The 17,921-nt window shown below is 57.0% G+C and carries 16 protein-coding genes; 10 read left to right on the top strand and 6 right to left on the bottom strand.

Annotated features, from left to right (window positions below; all coding sequences use genetic code 11):
- The first annotated feature begins 14 nt into the window (after positions 1-14).
- From ulaA to ptsP, 6 genes are all read left to right on the top strand, one after another.
- Complete coding sequence (gene ulaA, locus AC58P5_RS12320; RefSeq protein WP_497386803.1) at positions 15-1,310, top strand: PTS ascorbate transporter subunit IIC; 1,296 nt, start codon at positions 15-17, stop codon at positions 1,308-1,310.
- Positions 1,311-1,409: 99 nt separating this feature from the next.
- Positions 1,410-2,402 (top strand): phosphotriesterase family protein, encoded by a 993-nt coding sequence (locus tag AC58P5_RS12315; RefSeq protein ID WP_497386801.1) that lies wholly within the window; start codon positions 1,410-1,412, stop codon positions 2,400-2,402.
- A 13-nt stretch (positions 2,403-2,415) separates the two neighbouring features.
- Positions 2,416-3,174 carry a creatininase family protein gene (locus AC58P5_RS12310; protein ID WP_497386799.1) on the top strand — a complete coding sequence of 253 codons (759 nt, stop codon included), beginning with the start codon at positions 2,416-2,418 and terminating at the stop codon, positions 3,172-3,174.
- Positions 3,175-3,193: 19 nt separating this feature from the next.
- Positions 3,194-3,928, top strand: coding sequence for an SIS domain-containing protein (locus AC58P5_RS12305; protein WP_497387570.1), 735 nt, complete (start codon positions 3,194-3,196; stop codon positions 3,926-3,928).
- Positions 3,929-4,188: 260 nt separating this feature from the next.
- Positions 4,189-4,458 carry an HPr family phosphocarrier protein gene (locus AC58P5_RS12300; RefSeq protein WP_497386797.1) on the top strand — a complete coding sequence of 90 codons (270 nt, stop codon included), beginning with the start codon at positions 4,189-4,191 and terminating at the stop codon, positions 4,456-4,458.
- Positions 4,458-6,221 carry a phosphoenolpyruvate--protein phosphotransferase gene (ptsP, locus tag AC58P5_RS12295; protein WP_497386795.1) on the top strand — a complete coding sequence of 588 codons (1,764 nt, stop codon included), beginning with the start codon at positions 4,458-4,460 and terminating at the stop codon, positions 6,219-6,221. The genes AC58P5_RS12300 and ptsP overlap by 1 nt, the downstream gene beginning before the upstream one ends.
- A 552-nt stretch (positions 6,222-6,773) precedes the next feature.
- On the opposite strand, the gene AC58P5_RS12290 is transcribed toward ptsP, so the two are convergent.
- Complete coding sequence (locus tag AC58P5_RS12290) at positions 6,774-7,394, bottom strand: pyridoxamine 5'-phosphate oxidase family protein (RefSeq protein WP_497386793.1); 621 nt, start codon at positions 7,392-7,394, stop codon at positions 6,774-6,776.
- Between the two features lie 287 nt (positions 7,395-7,681).
- Here AC58P5_RS12290 and AC58P5_RS12285 point away from each other — a divergent pair, with 287 nt between their 5' ends.
- Positions 7,682-8,677 carry a Gfo/Idh/MocA family protein gene (locus AC58P5_RS12285; protein WP_497386791.1) on the top strand — a complete coding sequence of 332 codons (996 nt, stop codon included), beginning with the start codon at positions 7,682-7,684 and terminating at the stop codon, positions 8,675-8,677.
- Positions 8,678-9,668: 991 nt separating this feature from the next.
- Here the strand turns inward: AC58P5_RS12285 and AC58P5_RS12280 are convergent.
- Both AC58P5_RS12280 and AC58P5_RS12275 read right to left on the bottom strand, forming a co-directional pair.
- Entirely contained in the window at positions 9,669-10,139 is a 471-nt protein-coding gene (locus AC58P5_RS12280) for an ester cyclase (protein WP_497386789.1), read from the bottom strand.
- 80 nt (positions 10,140-10,219) lie between these two features.
- A complete protein-coding gene (locus tag AC58P5_RS12275) occupies positions 10,220-10,585 on the bottom strand; it encodes a winged helix-turn-helix transcriptional regulator (RefSeq protein ID WP_497386787.1) in 366 nt (121 codons plus the stop codon).
- Positions 10,586-10,783: 198 nt separating this feature from the next.
- Between AC58P5_RS12275 and AC58P5_RS12270 the strand changes: the two genes are divergently transcribed.
- Positions 10,784-11,743, top strand: a complete 960-nt coding sequence (locus tag AC58P5_RS12270) for an aldo/keto reductase family protein (RefSeq protein ID WP_497386785.1) — start codon at positions 10,784-10,786, stop codon at positions 11,741-11,743.
- 288 nt (positions 11,744-12,031) lie between these two features.
- Here the strand turns inward: AC58P5_RS12270 and AC58P5_RS12265 are convergent, their stop codons facing one another.
- Positions 12,032-13,732, bottom strand: a complete 1,701-nt coding sequence (locus AC58P5_RS12265) for an MFS transporter (protein ID WP_497386783.1) — start codon at positions 13,730-13,732, stop codon at positions 12,032-12,034.
- A gap of 161 nt (positions 13,733-13,893) precedes the next feature.
- Here AC58P5_RS12265 and AC58P5_RS12260 point away from each other — a divergent pair, with 161 nt between their 5' ends.
- Positions 13,894-14,601 carry a TetR/AcrR family transcriptional regulator gene (locus AC58P5_RS12260; protein WP_497386781.1) on the top strand — a complete coding sequence of 236 codons (708 nt, stop codon included), beginning with the start codon at positions 13,894-13,896 and terminating at the stop codon, positions 14,599-14,601.
- A 113-nt stretch (positions 14,602-14,714) separates the two neighbouring features.
- Here the strand turns inward: AC58P5_RS12260 and mtnA are convergent, their stop codons facing one another.
- Positions 14,715-15,824 (bottom strand): S-methyl-5-thioribose-1-phosphate isomerase, encoded by a 1,110-nt coding sequence (gene mtnA / locus AC58P5_RS12255; RefSeq protein ID WP_497386779.1) that lies wholly within the window; start codon positions 15,822-15,824, stop codon positions 14,715-14,717.
- On the bottom strand, positions 15,824-17,050 hold the full coding sequence (gene mtnK / locus AC58P5_RS12250; RefSeq protein ID WP_497386777.1) for an S-methyl-5-thioribose kinase: 1,227 nt from the start codon (positions 17,048-17,050) through the stop codon (positions 15,824-15,826). Before mtnK ends, mtnA begins: the two co-directional genes overlap by 1 nt.
- Positions 17,051-17,251: 201 nt before the next feature.
- On the opposite strand from mtnK, the gene AC58P5_RS12245 reads away from it, so the two are divergent.
- On the top strand, positions 17,252-17,701 hold the full coding sequence (locus AC58P5_RS12245) for a Dps family protein (RefSeq protein WP_497386775.1): 450 nt from the start codon (positions 17,252-17,254) through the stop codon (positions 17,699-17,701).
- Positions 17,702-17,921: the final 220 nt, after the last annotated feature.

The following is a 17,921-nucleotide window of genomic DNA, read 5'->3' as shown; positions in this document are numbered from 1 at the left end:
AAGGAGGGGTCTTTATGGACGTGCTTTTTTGGATCGCCACCAATATTTTCGGAACACCGGCCATTCTGCTCGGGTTCATCGTTCTGGTCGGACTTCTGCTTCAGAAGAAATCGACGAGCCAGCTCGTAAGCGGTACCTTTAAAGCCATTATCGGTTTTCTCGTAATCGGTGCAGGTTCCGACGTCATCGTCAAAGCGCTGAACGTCTTCGAGCCGATGTGGAAAGAGGTTTTCGGACTGGAGGCCGGCTCGCTCGGTACGTTTATGGGGCAGGAGGCGTTTAACGGCAAATACGGAAGCGCCGTCACGCTGGCGATGCTCGTCGGCTTCCTGATCAACGTTGCGCTGGCCCGTTTTACCCGGTTTAAATTCATTTACCTGACCGGTCACATGATGTTCTGGACTTCAACGATTTTCGCAGGCGTGATCGTGCATGCCGCAGGCGGTATCGCCATTTGGAAGCTTGTGCTGATGATTGCCGTCGTACTCGGTCTGTACTGGACATTCCAGCCGGCTCTCGTTCAGCCGTTCCTGCGCAAAGTAACGGGCAACGATAACATCGCCCTCGGTCACACGTCCGCCTCGGTTGCCCTGCTGGCAGCCCTGTTCGGTAAACTACTCGGCAACAAAAACAACGACTCGGAGAAAATCAAAGTGCCGAAAGGCTTCGAATTCCTCCGTGATTCCAACGTCATTACAGCGCTCAGCATGGGGATTCTGTTCCTGATCGGGGCCATTATCCTTTCGACGAAAGGAACGCCTGCCGCCGCCGAACTGATGGCGAAATCGGGCGATCAGAACTTTATTATCTATTCGATTATCCAATCGTTTACGTTCGCGGGCGGTATCGCCATCGTTCTGATGGGGGTCCGGATGTTTGTCGGCGAACTGGTTCCGGCTTTCAACGGGATCGCTACAAAACTCGTACCCGGCGCCAAGCCGGCACTCGACGCGCCGGTTGTGTATCCGTACGCGCCGAATGCGGTCGTACTCGGCTTCCTGGGAGCTTTTGCAGGCGCCATTATCTGGCTGCTTGTGCTCGGTAACACCGTTTCCTACATCTTCGTTCCGACGATGATCGTCTTGTTCTTCCACGGGGCTACGGCCGGCGTGTTCGGGAACTCGACGGGCGGTGTCCGCGGGGCTGTGATCGGCGGATTCATCACGTCCACGATCGTAGCCTGGGGACAATTCCTCATGGTCCGCTTCTTCATCAGCTCGACGGTGCCGGATACGGCCATGTGGGCCGCTGACTCCGATATGTTCATTATCGGTCCGATTTTGAACTTCCTGGCTAAACTGTTCTTTTAACAACGAATGACCGGGCGAACGCCCGCAACAACAAGACGGTGACAGCGCTAAGCTCCGCCGTCTTCCTTTTCCGAATAAAGAGAGTGGAGGAGACACGTTATGAGCTATATCCGTACCTTACATGGAGACATCGCCAAAGAGGATCTGGGCTTTACGTATTCCCACGAACATATTGTATGCCGTCCGGCCTTCTGGCAGGAACGGGGAGAGGACGATCTGCTGCTGGACGATAAAGAGAAATCCAAGCTGGACGTTCTTGATTTTAAACAGCACGGCGGACGCACGATTGTGGATGCGACGGCGGTCGATTACGGCCGCGACGTCCAGGCGGTTCAAGAAATTGCCCTGGAAACGGGCATTCAGATTGTGGGCACCGCAGGCTTTAACAAAAGCTTCCTGTGGGATGCCAAAATCAAGGAAGAGCTGAAGCCGCTCACCGGCGATTATGGAACCTATACCCAGTGGATCGAAGCGAAAAGCATCAACGAGCTTGCCGATTTCGTCATCCGCGAGGTGGAGGAAGGGCTCGAAGGAACTCCTTTCAAAGCCGGCCAAGTCAAATTCGGGACGGGCTATAACCGCATTACGCCCCTGGAAGAGAAAACGCTTCGCGCGGTAGCGCGCGCCCACCACGAGACGAAAGCACCCGTGCACTCCCATACGGAAGTCGGCACTATGGCGCTGGAGCAGATTGAACTCCTGAAAAGCGAGGGCGTGGACCTGTCGTACCTCAGCCTGGGCCATATGGACCGCAACCCGGACCCTTACTACCATGAGCAGATCGCGGCAACCGGCGCTTACATGAGCTTTGACGGCATCGGCAAAATCAAGTATGCCCCCGAAAGCACGCGGATCGCGCTCATTCTCAATCTCGTGAGCAAGGGCTACGAGGATCAGATTCTGATCAGCGGAGATACCGCCCGCAAAACGTACTACAAGCATTACGACCACGGTCTCGGCCTGGAGTACATCATTGCGAAGTGGGTTCCGCGGTTTGTGGACGAAGCGAACCGCAACGGGTTCGACGGGCAGAAGCTGATCGAGAAGTTTTTCGTAAAGAACCCGGCCAACTGCTTCTCATTCAAAAAGTAAGGAGGCGCGCACGATGAAGTTCGAGCACGAAAACTCGTACGAGGTGCAGGACAAAATCCGACAATTCCGGGCGGCGATCCTGCCTATCGGAGCCGTGGAAGCGCACGGCCCCCACCTGCCGCTCGGGACCGATAATCTGCTCGCCGAACGGCTGGCGGACAAACTGGCGGCACGCACGGACAGCTTCGTGCTTCCGGCCCTGCCATACGGCCAGGTGTGGAGCCTGAGGAATTTTCCGGGAAGCATCAACGTCTCCAACGAGGCGCTGATCCGGCTGCTGGCGGATATCGGAGAGAGCCTGTACCAGCAGGGCTTCCGCATCTTCGCCATGGTCAACGGCCACTTGGGCAATGCGGTCGCGCTTAAGGAAGCCGCGAGGGTACTATACGAGCGGGTACCGGAGCTCAAAGTGTTCTATTTCTTTTATCCGGGCACGAAAGAAATTACCGCCCAGGTGAGGGAGTCTTCGGCGGCCCACGGCACCTACATGCATGCCGACGAAATCGAGACTTCCTACATGCTTTATCTGGCCGGCGAGTACGTGGACATGAGCAAAGCCATAGACGGCGCGCCCCGCATAACAGCGGAAGCGGACTGCACGCCGACGCCATGGGAGGAAATCACGTCATCCGCCGTTCTCGGCGACGCCACGCTGGCCACCCGGGAAAAGGGCGAGAAGATTATCGAACGCAGCCTGGACGTGATGGCCGAGATGCTTCTGCGGGCCAAGCAGGCGTTGAAAGACGGGGAACATCAAGATTCAACAGACTGACAACGGGGTGAGAGCTATGATGATGAATACGTATTTTGATGTGATCGGCGAACTGTTGAACAAAGTCCGGACCGAGCAGTCCGGACCGATCCGCGAAGCGGCCGAGAAAGTGGCGGCCTGCATTCAGGACGGCGGCATTATTCATTTGTTCGGCTGCGGCCATTCGCATATTTTGACCGAGGAAGTTTTCTACCGGGCAGGCGGACTTGTCCCGATTCGTCCGATCTTCGTCGAGAAGCTGATGCTTCACGAAGGCGCGGTACGCTCGTCGGAGCTGGAAAGACAGAACGATCTGGCGGTCGATTTCATGAAAGAGCAGGATATCCGCCCGGGCGAGGTCGTGTTCGTCCTATCCACCTCGGGCCGCAATCCGGTTCCTGTCGATGTCGCTCTGATGGCGAAGGAGAAGGGCGCCGTTACCGTCGGCATCACCTCCCTGGAATATTCCATGAGCCAGCCGTCGCGGCATACCAGCGGCAAGCATCTGGCCGATGCGGTGGATCTCGTGATCGACAACTTCTCGGTCAAAGGAGACGCCGTGCTGAATCATCCGGGCTTGCAGGTGCCTTTCACACCGAGCTCGACCGTGATCGGAGCTGCGATCCTGAACGCCGTTTTCGCCGAGTCCATTGAGATTATGATCGAAAACGGCTTCAACCCGCCGGTGTTCCTGAGCGGCAACATCGACGGCTCCGACGCGCACAACCAGGCGCTGATCCAAACGTACAAAGAGCGGATCGCCCTGCTGGCTTAACCTGGCTTAACAAAGAAAAACAACCGCAAATCAAATAGAAGGTTGTATCCGGCTAAGATCCGGTAAACGTGTGGAGTTACAGAGAGATAAGCGGACCAGAGAACGGAACTTTTACAATCAACCCTAAAAAAACATTAACCGGGAAAATCGCCGAAAGACGCCTTGCAAAAGTTAATCGGATAGCTATCGGGGGAGAAACCATACAACCCTATCCTTTTTTGCGGTCTTGATCCGGCGGTGAACGGGTGAGGAGGAACGACATGTTCGCACAAACAGTAACCATACAGAACGAGCAGGGATTTCATGTCCGTCCGGCTCAGCTTTTTGCTGAAACAGCCGGCCAGTTTGGAGCAGAGGTGCACCTGAAAACCGGAGAAGGTCGCACGGCGGATTGTAAAAGCATGCTGGAGCTGATGACGCTTGGCATTGAAAAAGGAGCTGTCGTAACGATCGAAGCCAGCGGCGACGGAGAGAAAGAAGCCGTTGAAGCGCTGACACAGCTTATCGAAAGCAAGTTCGGTGAAGCCTGATGAAGGGGCTGCATATTCAGGGAATCGGCGTTTCGGAAGGAATCCGCATCGCGCAGGCGTTCGTTTACCGAGCAGCGCACGGGAGCGTTGGCGGAGCGGCTGCCGAATGGAAGCCCATTCCGGGCGATTCGGCGGCTGTCGAGGCTGAGCTTGCCAAGCTCAGGGACGCCAAAGCCCGCTGCGCGGGCGAACTGGAACAGCTCACGGAGAAGGCGAAAGAAACCGTCGGAGAAGAGCAGGCCGGTATTTTGGCGGGCCAGCGGAAGCTGCTGGACGACCCGGCCTTCTATCCGAAGATGGAAGCGCGGATCCGGGAAAAGCTGGAGTCGGCACCGCAGGCCGTCTCCGAAATCGTAAGCCAGGTCGCCTCCTGGTTCGAGGGCATGACCAACGACTACATGAAAGAGCGTGCCGCGGATATCCGCGATATCGGAAGCCGCCTCTTGGCCTGCCTGTCGCCGGAAGAGAGAGCCGGTCTTGCGGGAATCACCGGTGAGGTGATTCTCGTGGCCGACGATCTGACGCCTTCCGACACGGTGCAGCTGGACCCGGCCAAGGTCGTCGGCTTTATCACCCGCACGGGCGGTGCGACCTCCCACACCGCCATTCTGGCGCGGTCGCTCGGCATCGCCGCCATCGTCGGCGCAGGCGATGCCGTGAACGGCATTGACGACGGGGACACACTCGTCGTCGACGGAGCCGCCGGGCTGTGCATCGCCCGGCCGGGTGAAGCCGAAGCGGAGCAGTACCGGCTCCGCATGGGGCAGGATCTCGAGCGCCGCAAGTCGCTCGAGGCGTACGCGGCCCGTCCCGCGGTAACCGCGGACGGTACGCGCGTGGAGCTCGCGGCGAACATCGGAACCGCCGCGGAAGCCGGGGCCGCCGCCGCACAGGGAGCGGACGGCGTGGGGCTCTACCGCACGGAGTTCCTGTTCATGAATTCCCCGTCTATGCCGGGGGAAGAAGAACAGGTCCGTGCTTACGCGGAAGCGGCCCGGCTTATGGAGGGCCGCCCCGTGATCATCCGCACGATGGACATCGGCGGGGATAAGGAGCTTCCGTATCTGCAGCTGCCGAAGGAAGTGAACCCCTTCCTCGGTTACCGGGCGATACGGATCGGTCTCAGCCGCAAAGAGCTGCTGCTCACGCAGCTGCGGGCGGTTCTGCGGGCCAGCGCCTCCGGCAAGTTGAAGGTGATGTTCCCGATGATCTCCGGCCTGCAGGAATGGCGGCAGGCCAAAGAAATCCTGGCGCAAGCGCAGGCGGAGCTAAGGCAGGAAGGCGTCCCGTTCGACGAGAGCATGGAAGTCGGCATCATGGTCGAGATTCCTTCCGCGGCCGTGATGGCGGGCCAGTTCGCCCGGGAAGTGGACTTCTTCAGCATCGGGACGAACGACCTGGTCCAGTACACGCTGGCCGTGGACCGGATGAACGAGCACGTGGCGTACTTGTACGACTATTTCCATCCGGCCGTCCTTCAACTGATCCGCACCGTGATCGAAGCTTCGCACTCCGCCGGCAAATGGACGGGCATGTGCGGAGGTATGGCGGGCGATCCGCTGGCCGCGCCGCTTCTGCTCGGACTCGGACTGGACGAGTGGAGCATGGAGGCGGGCCGTCTCAGCCCGCTGAAGGAAGTGCTCGCCGGGCTGGACCGTCAGGAGTGCCGGGAGCTTGCGGAACGAGTGCTGCTTCTTGATACGCCTCAGGCGGTACGCCAAGCTCTTGAAGAGTTCCGCGCGGCTAAAGCTAAAGCTGTTTAAACTACGCGGGCAGATGGCAGAGTGACCGGAAAACGGACGCTGATGCGAAGGCTGAAAACGAAGCCGGTTAAGCGGGGAGCGGCCGTCTGCTCATGTTATCCGCGAAGAGGCATTTCCGCTTCGCGGGTTTTAAATTAAGCCGCTGATCAAGATATAGACAACAGGACACTCTCGGACAGAGAGCGGCAAAACAAACAACCCGGTTCCCAACGCTTGGGAACCGGGTTGTTTGTTTTGCGCCGGAAGGAGCCGCGCATCGGCGGTATGCTTTTGCGTGCTGCCGCATCTTTCTATGAGCAGCTGCGACAAGCGCACGAGAATGAGGCTTCCCGGAATCGGTTCTTCGCCCCCTATTGTGCCCGTAGGAGCCGCATCTGCGGCGTTTCGCGGAACTATGGCGCCGTCCCGAGCGTCGTCCCGAGGCCAGCGCGCGAGAGTGAGGCTGTCCCGCATCGGATTGCCCTGTTTAACGCGTGGAAGAGGGGCAACGGCAGCCGGAAACTCCGCCGGGCTGCGGCCCTCTCAACTCTCTTCGCCGCCCGGCAGCGGCTGCTACCCTTCCCGGTGCGCCGGACAATACAGCTTCATCAAACGGACGGTTTCCTCGTCCAGTTCTTTTCCGCGGTTTTGGAGTCCGGTCACAACGGCTTCGCGTTTCGCGCCTTTCATGTTCTGCCCGAATTTGAACTTGGCGGTCAGGTCGTCCACATCGATACGGATGACGGCGACGCCGCGGATTTGGCTGACGTAGCCGGGATTGTCCAGCGAGAAAGGCTCATAGCCTCCCTCGGGCTGGAGCTTTTCCATGAAGACGCCGAGCGCTTTGGCTTTCTCGTTCATATCTTCCACGAGGACGGCTTTGCCTTTTATCACGACCGACTTAAAAAAGGCCGTCGCCGGACACGCATACACGGGTTCCGTAAAATAGGAAGGAATAAGCGCATACTCCTTGGCTATAGCGAAAGTGACCAACGGATTCCGGTTCAAGTCCGAAATTTTCTCGCCGACTTTGCTGCCGTGGGCATAAATCCCGCCGTCCGCGTATACAAAGTTAAGAGCTTTTAAATTCGGATACCCGTCCTCGCCGGTCGTTCCCAGGATTCCGAACGTCATTTCGCTCATAAACTGCTCGATTTCATGCCATTCTTCCACGCCGAACTCTTTTCTTCTCAAAGTTTTCCACTCCCATTAGCGCCTGCCCGAGGCTGTTTTTATACATTTTAGCGGGCCGGTTGACTTTTCTGAAGAGCCACTTTACGCTATTTTTAGTGGACCAGTTGCAGCCAATAGCAAGCATGGGTTCATAGATAGATGTACGCGCGTTCAAAAATGAGTACAAAAATATTTTAGACAGCTATGCATTCACATGCAGCTACCCGACAGACGGCGCTCGCCGGGCTCAGGTTAAACTCTCCCCGGCAAGCCGACACAAAACCAGACATAATGGAGGTCGTTTTCCCATGTTAAAAGTCGCTCTGCTCAGTTTTTGGCACGTTCATGCCCTGGATTACGAGAAAGATGCCAAGGAGCATCCCGGCACACAAGTGACCGCGATCTGGGATGAAGATTCCGCCAGAGGCCGCAAAGAAGCGGAAGCACGCGGTATTGCTTATTACGAAAATCTCGATGAACTGCTCGCGAGCGATGATATCGACGGCGTTATCGTGACGACCCCGACTCATCTTCACCGGGACGTTATGACGGCTGCGGCCAAGGCCGGCAAACATATTTTTACGGAAAAAGTTGTCGCGTCCACGAAGAAAGAATGCGACGAGATTATGGACGCGGTCCGCGAGGCGGGAGTGGTCATGACGGTTTCGCTGCCAAGATTGAACGCTCCGTACACGCTGGCGATTCAGGACATTCTCGAACAGGAAGTCCTCGGAAAACTGACGCTGGTCCGCACGAGACTGTCCCATAACGGCGGGTTAAGCCGTGAAGAAGGGGGAGGCTGGCTTCCCGAGCGTTTCTTCGACATATCCGCTGCCCAGGGAGGGGCCATGATCGATCTCGGCTGCCATCCGATGTATCTGACCCGCTTGTTCCTGGGCATGCCGGAAAGCCTGACGGCGAATTACGGCAGCGTCACGGGGCGCTCCGCGGAAGATAACGCGGTAAGCGTACTGCGTTACCCGAGCGGCGCTCTGGGCATCGTGGAAGCGGGCTTTGTGAACAGCCATTCCCCGTTCGTGATTGAGATCCACGGCACGCAGGGCACTCTGCTGTACTCCCAGCATGACGACAAGCTTCTGCTGCGTACACGATCCCAGGAAGGGGAGGAGTGGCAGACGGTCACGAATCTCCCGCAGGCGAACCCTTCGGCTTTCGAGCAGTGGGTGGCGCATATCGAGTCCGGAACCCGGGCCGAGGAAAATCTGCTGCTGGCGGCGGACCTCACCCGCTTGATGGAAGCGTCCAATGCTTCGGCGGCGAGCGGCTGCGCCGTTAAGCTGTAGGCGGGTGCGGAGCATCTTCATAAGCCGCGGTTCCGCTCGTCGGGGACTGCCCGCCTTGAGATAATGGAGCGCGGTCCGCCTGCGGACTTGTTTGGGGACGCCGACGTAGGCTCTAGGCAGAACGGGAAGGAGCTTTCCGCAGCTTTTCGTCCTGATTGCACGTTTTGCCATTGCGGTACATAAGCACATACGGAAAGAAGTGGTTATCCGGCTTCTCCGTCAAATGGCCTTACAAGAAATGGTGTTATAAAAACCATATTCATGTAAGGTTATTTGATCGTGCGAAATGAAATCGCCATATACGTATTTATTTATAAATAAGGGACTATTTGGTTGCGTGCTATCTGAAGACTGGTGAATAAATTCGTCGTGCTCGTCAGGACGAAGAGATTCGACCGGCAATGTATACTCTTCGAGACGTTCCTAACCCCTTCCGCTAATGACAAAGTGAAACAAGTCAAAAGTCAAAAAGCCGAAAGGCAAGATCCCGTTTCCATAGATGCCGAAACCGGTTTTCCCGTATTTCTAGGAGCAGTTAAAAGCGAAAGACGACGAAGCTGCCCAGTTAGCTACAGCGTTAGAATTATACGTTAAGGGCAATTTGTCCGTGTTTTCCACTAAAACGAATATCAACATTAACAATCGCTTTGTTTGCTTTGATATTAAGGACCTGGGGAAGCAGCTTAAAACAATGGGGATGTTTATTGTTCTTGACTAAATATGGAACCGTATCACCTTGAATCGTAGCAAGGGACAAGGCTGACGATTCGCCAAGAGCAAGACCTTGCGTTGACTTCGAAAGGTTTCCGAAAAAAATAAGCCGCCAGACTTCTGAGTTCTGCGGCTTGAAACATTTATTTTATGTAAGCTGACTCTTTGATCCTATTCGAATCCTCGCCCAAACGAGGTCCGTCGACTTGTCCATTCAACCGCTACCGCTAATTTTCGCAGCTTTTGCACTGGCCCGAACGCAAGCTCCGGTGACAGCCCGCTAGTCCGCCGCACCTTCCGCCTTGGCTGTCACCGCCTCGGCTTTCGCTGCATTTCGCCTCAGCTGACGCTCGATACCGGCCCGGTCGATCTGGATCCAGTACTCGGCGATTTTGCCGTTTTCGACCCGGTACACCGCGCTCGCCAGCTCGATTACCGTCAGACCGGTCGGCGCATAGCCGTCGACTTCACCGATGTGCGTCCCCGTCTGCTTCCAGCGTACGTACACCCGATCGCCGGAGCCCAGCAGCTCCTGCACTTCCAGAGTGAAAGGGCCGTAGGCATCAAGCATTTCCCGCACGTGCTCCGCATAAACCTCGGGCGAGCGTTCTACCGTGACTTCCTGCTCCGACTGGACCTGGTGGGCGAATACTTTTCCGGCCATCAGATCGGGAGCCGCTTCCAGGTTTTTTCCTGATCGCACTTCTTCGAAAAAACGCTTTACTACTTCTTCCGCGCTTAAAGTCGTCATGATTTTTTCTCCGTTCTTCCGGGTTCGTTCATGTTCCCAAGTCCTGGCCTTCGACGGCGATTGACCGTCTCATCCGGCAATCAGGTCCATTTTGCCGCCCAGAGTTTCATTTCTTTTAAAATGTTGTGCAGATCCCGGCCTTTCGGCGTCAGTGTATATTCCACCGTAACCGGCACGGTCGCAAAGGCTTTCCGTTCGAGCACGCCCTGCTTCTCCAGATGGCGGAGAATATTCGTCAGGGCGGTAGGGCTGATCGAAGCGATGCTGCGCTGAAGCTCCCCGAAGCGTCTCGTTCCGTCGAAAAGCTCCCGGATCACAAGAAACGCCCATTTTCCGCCGATTACATCAAGCGTTTTTTCAATGGAGCATTCGATAACGCAGGGCTCCTTCGGAATATAGCTGCTTGCCGCCGGTTCCGACGGTATTTTCCCGGATCGAGCTGTCATGAAGGCGCTTCCCCTTTTCTAACAAAATAAGTCCCTCCACAAGGCCGGAGCCCTGCTAAACAAAAGTGTAGCAGCTACAATTTTATGGGTATGATCAAAAAAAGATCACTACTGTTCATCATATAGAAAGTATTTTATGATGGCAATGGGGGGCGGCTTGTCCGCTTCGCGAAAACAGATTGGGGAGGTTTATGGAACATGCACTATCGCAGACTCGGACGGTCGGGCTTGAAGGTCAGTGAGATTAGCCTCGGAAGCTGGCTTACTTATGGGGGCTACGTCGAACGTGACAATGCGGTTCAATCGATCCGTAAAGCTTACGATTTGGGCGTTAACTTTTTCGATACCGCAAACGTTTACAAGCAAGGGGAAGCCGAGAAGGTGGTCGGCGACACTTTGAAGGAATATCCGCGCGAATCCTACGTGCTTGCGACGAAAGCTTTCTGGCCCATGGGCGAAGGACCGAACGACAGGGGCCTTTCCCGCAAGCATATCATGGAACAGGCGCATGCCAGCCTGAAAAGACTCGGAACCGACTACGTCGACATTTACTACTGCCACCGGTACGATCCCGAGACGCCGCTGGAGGAAACGCTCCGCGCACTTGACGATCTCGTTACCCAAGGCAAAGTGCTTTACATAGGGGTAAGCGAATGGACAGCGGCTCAAATGGCGGATGCGCTCGGTCTGGCCGAGAGATATCTGCTGGACAAAATCGTCGTCAACCAGCCGGTTTACAATATGTTCAACCGCTACATCGAGAAAGATATCATCCCGCTCGGCGAAGAAAAAGGAATCGGTCAGGTCGTTTTCTCGCCCTTGGCACAGGGACTTCTGACCGGCAAATACAAGTCCGCGGACGACATCCCGGCCGACAGCCGCGCCGGCAAAGTGGAGACGATGCGCGGGGCCGTCACGGCGGAGAACATTGCCAAGGTGAAGGAGCTTGAAGGCATCGCCTCGGAGCTGGAGCTTACCGTGGGTCAACTGGCTCTCGCCTGGATTTTGCGCCAGCCGAACGTAGCCAGCGCCCTAGTAGGCGCAAGCCGTCCGGAGCAGGTGGAGCAGAACGTGAAAGCCAATGGCGTAAAGCTGGAGGCAGACGTGCTGGAGCGGATCGAGGCCGTTCTCTCGGGGAACGCGGCAGCCGGGAAGTAACAGATGCGGGGCGAAGGCCGGCCCGCCTTCATGACGAGCGGTGCGGCAGTGATACGGAGAGGGCCGTTTGGTTGCCCGGACCGGAGAAGAGCGCAGCAAACGCGATCCGGGAATGGAATGTCCGGTCGGACATTCCTTCGCTATCCTTTAGTGTACGCCTCCATGCCGCATGGGCATCCCGTATCCCGCATCTCTGAAGCAGTGACTATGGCTCGGCAGACTCTATGAACCAGATAAGCGCACAAAAACACCGGTCCCTGGAACCGGTGTTTTTGCTGTGCAGCCCGTCTACTGCGGGGAACGGAGGGCATTTTCCGCACGTTTCGCTTCCCGTGCGGGCTCCGCCGCCTTTCGTCCGTTGACGAAAGCGCAGACGGCGCCGAGAAGCAGAGCCAGACAGCTGATTTTAAACACGAGGCCGAAAGCGGCCGTCGTATGGGTATTCACCGCCGCCTGAAGCTGGGGGAGCAGGCCCTGCAGCTCCGCTTTGTCTTTGGCGAAGGCTTCCTTCACTCGCCCGGCCGCTTCGGGGGACGCGGCTTGGAGCTGTTCCCGCTCCTTGCGGTCCCACTGGTCGAGCAGGCCCTGCATCGCTCCTGAGGCACCTCCCGCAGCAGCCCCGCTGCTTCCGGCCTGCTGCTGCAGAGCTTCGGCAAGTCCCGCCTTGCTCTCCGCAGACAGAGCGCTGCTTGCGATCCGCTCCGTCAGCTCTGTTTTGGCGGAAGCCATCTCGGTCCGCATGGAATGGGACAGCAGGGAGACGAGAACGGCGACGCCGAGCGCGCTTCCGATCGTCCGGGCCATCGTTCCGATGCCCATGGCGATGGTCGTTTTTTCCGGCGGGGGAAGCAGGACGGTGGTTGCCGTCAAATTCGCGATCGCCATGCCGGTTCCCATACCCGCAATTGTCAGGCGCCAAATGTAATCCAGAGTCGTGGATTCCGTCGTGAGGCCCGCCAGCAGGTAGGTTCCAAGGGCAAGCAGGATCATTCCGGTGACCGAGAATATCCGCGGGCCCAGCTTGGCGGCGCCTTTGGCGGCAAGGACGGAGCAGATCATGGACGCAACGGCAAGGACGCTGATAATGAGTCCGGCGCGCAGCTCCGTCATGCCGATCACCTGCGTGAGGAAGAACGCGAGGATGAAGGTCGGGCCGGTCATGCCGATTCCGAGCAGGAACAGGCCGAGATTGCCGGACGGAAACCGTTTGATCTTGAAAAGGGAGAGCGGAAGCATCGGTTCTTTAACGCGGGATTCGATCCACAGAAACAGGAGGAGCGAAAGCAGAGCTGCCGCGAAGAGGGACACAATATAAGGAGAAGCCCAGCCTTTGTCGTTCGCCTGCATAAAAGCGAGCGTCAGGGTTAACGAGGCGGCCGAGACCGTCAGCATACCGCCCCAGTCGAGCTTTCGCGTAGCCGTCGGATCGTAAGATTCCGCCAGGGAGGAGGCGGCCAGAACGAGGGCCAGGGCGCCGAGCGGGATATTGATGTAGAAAATCCACTGCCAGTCGAGCTGGTACGAGAGCACTCCGCCCAGGGCGGGTCCGCTTGCGGCCGCAAGGCCGGCCAAAGCGCCGGTAATGCCCATCATGACGGCTTTCTTTTCGGGAGGGAACAGGGCCAGCAGCAGGGGGGCGACCAGAGGGGTGATCAATGCCGCGCCGATGCCTTGCAGAACACGGAAAAGGATGAGGGACGTGATAGAGCCTGCCATGCCGCACAGAAGGGAGCTCAAGGTGAAAAGGAATAAGCCGGTCATAAACGCTTTTTTACGGCCGAACTGGTCGGCAAGGCGGGAAGCGGCGAGCAGAAAAACGGCGAACGACAGGCTGTAGCCGTTCACGACCCAGGAAATGCCGGCGGTGTCCGCGCCGTAAAACTCGCTCATCCGGGGAAGCGCGACATTGACGATACTCGTGTCGAGAATCGCCATAAAAAAACCGAGCAGAAGGGTAATGATGGCGGGGATCTTGCGTGATTTTTGCATGAGTGGAATCCTCCAGAAACATAATTGACTGACTGTCAATCAGTCGATGAAAAGACTATATAACATTGACTGACTGACAGTCAATAGTTAAATTTAAAAGAAAGAGCCTCCTTCCCCGTTTAAGTTTAGAACAGGAAATCGGACAGGCAGGCATAAAGGCGGTGGAGAAGTTGGCACGTGTGACGAAAAGTCCGGAAGAACGCAAACAGGAGCTTTTATCCGCTGCGGACTCGCTGTTCCGTATGAAAGGATACGAACGGACGGCGGTTAGCGATATCGTTAAACAGGTCGGGGTCGCCCAAGGGACCTTTTATTATTATTTCAAGTCAAAAGACGAGCTGGCGGACGCGATGATCCGGCGCATGCTGGACGACCATATGGGGCTTATTTCAACGATTGCGGAAGATCCGGAGTTGTCCGGCCGGGAGAAGATTGTCAAGATCATGAAGGAAGATTTCGTGAAGCGGGGAGAAAATCTGGACAATCTGGAATATATGCATCATGAGAGCAATGCGCTTCTTCATCAAAAAATGCTCGTGGAATCCGTCAAGGCTTACACGCCTTTCTTTACGGGCATTATCGAGCAGGGCATCCGGGAGGGGAGTTTCCATACGAGCCACCCTCGGGAAGTGGTCGAGTTTTTTATGGTCGGCCTGTTTTTCCTCTACGATCCCGGTATTTTCGCCTGGACGGTGGAAGAAGTGGTCACGAAGCTTCAAGCGATCGGTGAAATTTTGGAAAAGCTGCTCGGAGCGGAAAAAGATTCGCTCGATATCTGGAAGGAGCTGCCGGATATGCCGGCCATTATCCAGAAGGCGCTCGAATCCGAGAAAGCGTCGCGGGGAAGAAGTCCACGGTCCCGGTCTTGAAAAATAACCTGAAGCTGCCTCGCTGCAAGCATAGCGATGCGACCCGCAGCGCGAAGAAGCCAGTCCGGAACTTGCCGGACTGGCTTCTTGTTTGCCGGGACAACCCCGGCGGATTATTCTTCGAACAATTTGGCGAGATTCTCCGCGAACGGCGCGCGGACGATCCCTTTCTCCGTAATGATCGCCGTCACGTATTCGTTCGGCGTCACGTCGAAAGCGGGATTGTACACCTTGACGCCCTGCGGGGCGGTACGCTTGCCGAAGCCCTGCGTGATCTCTTCCTCGCCGCGCTCCTCGATCGGAATATCTTCCCCTGTCGGCGTGCTGAGGTCGATCGTGGACATCGGGCATGCCACGTAGAACGGGATGCCGTGGGCTTTGGCCAGCACGGCCACGCTGTACGTGCCGATCTTGTTGGCCACGTCGCCGTTGGCGGCCACGCGGTCGGTGCCGACGATGACGGCCTGCACCCAGTTCTTCTTCATGACGGCGCCGGCCATATTGTCGCAGATCAGCGTCACATCGACGCCGGCCTGCTGAAGCTCAAACGCCGTCAGGCGCGCGCCCTGCAGGACAGGTCGCGTCTCGTCGGCGTACACCTTCAGCGCGATGCCCTTCTCCTGGGCCAGGTAGAACGGCGCCAGCGCAGTACCGTACTTCGCCGTCGCAAGTCCGCCGGCGTTGCAGTGGGTGAGGACGCCCATGCCGTCCTCGAACAGCTCCAGGGCGAATTCGCCGATGCGGCGGTTCGTTTCTTCATCCTCGGCCTGAATCAGGATGGCCTCGGTGAGAACCGCCTGCTTCATTTCGCCGTGCGAAATGTCCATCTCGACAAGCTTCTGCGTCAGCCGCTTGAGCCGGTCGAGCGCCCAGAACAGATTGACGGCGGTCGGGCGCGAGGTGGCGAGATAGTCCGCCTGCTTGGCGACTTCACCCGCCAGGCGGCGCCGGTTCGCTTCGCGCGAGATGGCCTCGTCTTCTTCGGCGTCACGGATGCCGAGGAAGACCCCGTAGGCCGCCGCGATACCGATTGCGGGCGCCCCGCGGACCTTCAGGTGGCGGATGGCTTCCCACACCTCGTGGGGCGTTTCCAGCGGCAGGTAGACGATTTCCTCGGGAAGCAGCCGCTGATCGAGAAGATCCAGCCGCTCTCCGTTCCAGCGGACGGACTGGACCCAGCCGCGCTGGCCTTGGCTTTGTACTTCGTTTCCGTTTGCAGTCATTAGCGGACACCCTCCTTCGCGGCGGTAGCCTCGCGGGCAGCCGCAATCAGTTCGTCGATCGAGCTTGCCTGACGGCCCCGTTTAATCAGGGTCGTGCCGATTGCCAGCGCAAGCCGCTGCGCCCGCTCGCGTGCCGCGGCATCTTCGATTCCGTCGATGTCGGCCACGTGCGAGAGGCCGTAGATACGGCGGACCATTTTGCAGCCGGCGAATCCGAATGTCTCCTGAAGAACGCGGTTCATGTACCAGTCCTGGTAGGCGGGGGTTTCGGACATCGGATCTACGGTTTCGTTGTCCCACAGGGAGCGGAATTCCCGCTCGAATACCGTCCACACTTCTTTGACGGTTTCCAGGAGGTACTCCCGGTATTCCGTTCGCTCGGCATCGCCTGCGCTCCAGCCTTCCTGTCCTGCGTAATTCAGCAGCAGATTGGCCAGGACCGCACCAATATCGAAGCCCATCGGCCCGTAGTAGGCGAATTCGGGGTCGATCACTTTCGTGGAATCTTCTTTGATGAAAATACTTCCCGTATGCAGATCGCCGTGAAGCAGAGCCTCGGCACGCGTCAGGAACGTATTGCGCAGAATGGCGACTTCCAGATGAAGCTCGCGGTCCTGCCAGATCGCCTGAACGGCATCTTTCAAATGATCTTCGATGCTGTTATTTTCCGAATCGCGGTAAGGGTCGTCGAAAATAAGATCCTCCGTGATTTTGCAGAGCTCCGGATTAATAAAGCGGCCGACCCGCAGCTTCTTCTCCTGCTGGTTCATTCCGAGATCCGACGAGAAAAACAGCGTGCGGGCCATAAACCGACCGATATGTTTCGCGAAGAGCGGGTATTTGTTTTTCTCGATCAAGCCCTTGCGCATGATGACGTGGTCGCCCAAATCTTCCATGACCGTCAGCGCAAGCTCCTTCTCATATGCGAATACGTGAGGAACGAGGTCCGGGCACAAGGAACCCTGGAGCTGCAGGGCTTCGCTTTCGATCCGTGCGCGGTCCAGCGTTAGCGGCCACGATTCTCCTACGACTTTCGCGTAAGGCAGAGCCTGCTTCAGGATCAGGCTGCGTCCGGACTTTTCATCCGAAATGTGAAAAACAAGATTAAGATTGCCGTCCCCGATTTCACGGCTTGTCAGCACCGCGTCGGGCGCGAAAATGTTCGGCAGTCCTTTGGCATATGCAATCGCTTCCGCTTCCGTCAGCGCATAGTAAGTCGTAGTCATTGTGCGTTCCTCCTGAGAAAGAATTAATAAGTGGCGGCTTGTACCGGGTTGTCCGTTAATTCCGACTTAAATACTAGTATAAAGGAAAACACCCCTGCATGAAACACAATTTTTAGGGCTCCGGTCCCTGGACACGGCTTACATAAAACGACTCCGTTCAGCCTACACTACCGGAAGATATCCCACATCAGGAGGTACGTCATGTCGATTGCGATCCGTTCCGCCCACAAAGTATTGAACAAACAGGTAGCCAACTGGACCGTGCTTTACATCAAGCTCCACAATTATCATTGGTATGTAAAAGGAGATCAATTCTTCACCCTTCACGTGAAGTTCGAAGAATTGTACACCGAAGCGGCAGGCTATGTCGACGAGCTGGCGGAGCGTCTGCTCTCCATCGGGGGCAAGCCCGTCGCCACGCTCAAAGAATGCCTGGAATTGTCCGACATCGGGGAGGCCGCGGGCAGCGAGAAGCCGGATACGATGGTGCGCGCCCTGCTGGCCGATTTCGAAACCGTCATAAACGAATGCAAAACGGGCATGAAAGAAGCCGAGGAAGCCGGAGACGAAGGAACCGCCGATATGCTGCTCGGCATTACGCAGTCCCTGGAGAAGCACCGCTGGATGCTCGGTTCTTTCCTGAACGGCTGACGAAAGCGGGCGGTGTGAACCTGCTGACCGCAGCCGCTGTCCTATGCTTTGCGGTCCGGGCAAACACCGGTTACGGATGCCGGCCGGCGGCCTCTAACGAGGTGCGCCGGTTTTTTGCGGTTGCCTTTGCGAAAAATTTACTGTCGTTTTAACGCAATTTTTGCCGGACGGGTTTGGCATTTTCGGAAAAGGCCTACTATAATAAGAGGGAGTGAGCCGA

This window comes from Paenibacillus sp. JT31N7 (genome assembly GCF_059692095.1).
This window is presented reverse-complemented; position numbering and strand designations above follow the sequence as displayed.

Bases quoted from the DNA above. Each gene is read 5' to 3' on its own strand.
- AC58P5_RS12265 (WP_497386783.1), bottom strand. From the start codon at position 13,732: ATGCAAAAATCACGCAAGATCCCCGCCATCATTACCCTTCTGCTCGGT.
- AC58P5_RS12285 (WP_497386791.1), top strand. From the start codon at position 7,682: ATGTTAAAAGTCGCTCTGCTCAGTTTTTGGCACGTTCATGCCCTGGAT.
- mtnK (WP_497386777.1), bottom strand. From the start codon at position 17,050: ATGACTACGACTTACTATGCGCTGACGGAAGCGGAAGCGATTGCATAT.
- AC58P5_RS12310 (WP_497386799.1), top strand. From the start codon at position 2,416: ATGAAGTTCGAGCACGAAAACTCGTACGAGGTGCAGGACAAAATCCGA.
- AC58P5_RS12300 (WP_497386797.1), top strand. From the start codon at position 4,189: ATGTTCGCACAAACAGTAACCATACAGAACGAGCAGGGATTTCATGTC.
- ptsP (WP_497386795.1), top strand. From the start codon at position 4,458: ATGAAGGGGCTGCATATTCAGGGAATCGGCGTTTCGGAAGGAATCCGC.
- AC58P5_RS12280 (WP_497386789.1), bottom strand. From the start codon at position 10,139: ATGACGACTTTAAGCGCGGAAGAAGTAGTAAAGCGTTTTTTCGAAGAA.
- AC58P5_RS12305 (WP_497387570.1), top strand. From the start codon at position 3,194: ATGATGAATACGTATTTTGATGTGATCGGCGAACTGTTGAACAAAGTC.
- AC58P5_RS12270 (WP_497386785.1), top strand. From the start codon at position 10,784: ATGCACTATCGCAGACTCGGACGGTCGGGCTTGAAGGTCAGTGAGATT.
- mtnA (WP_497386779.1), bottom strand. From the start codon at position 15,824: ATGACTGCAAACGGAAACGAAGTACAAAGCCAAGGCCAGCGCGGCTGG.
- AC58P5_RS12275 (WP_497386787.1), bottom strand. From the start codon at position 10,585: ATGACAGCTCGATCCGGGAAAATACCGTCGGAACCGGCGGCAAGCAGC.
- AC58P5_RS12245 (WP_497386775.1), top strand. From the start codon at position 17,252: ATGTCGATTGCGATCCGTTCCGCCCACAAAGTATTGAACAAACAGGTA.
- AC58P5_RS12315 (WP_497386801.1), top strand. From the start codon at position 1,410: ATGAGCTATATCCGTACCTTACATGGAGACATCGCCAAAGAGGATCTG.
- ulaA (WP_497386803.1), top strand. From the start codon at position 15: ATGGACGTGCTTTTTTGGATCGCCACCAATATTTTCGGAACACCGGCC.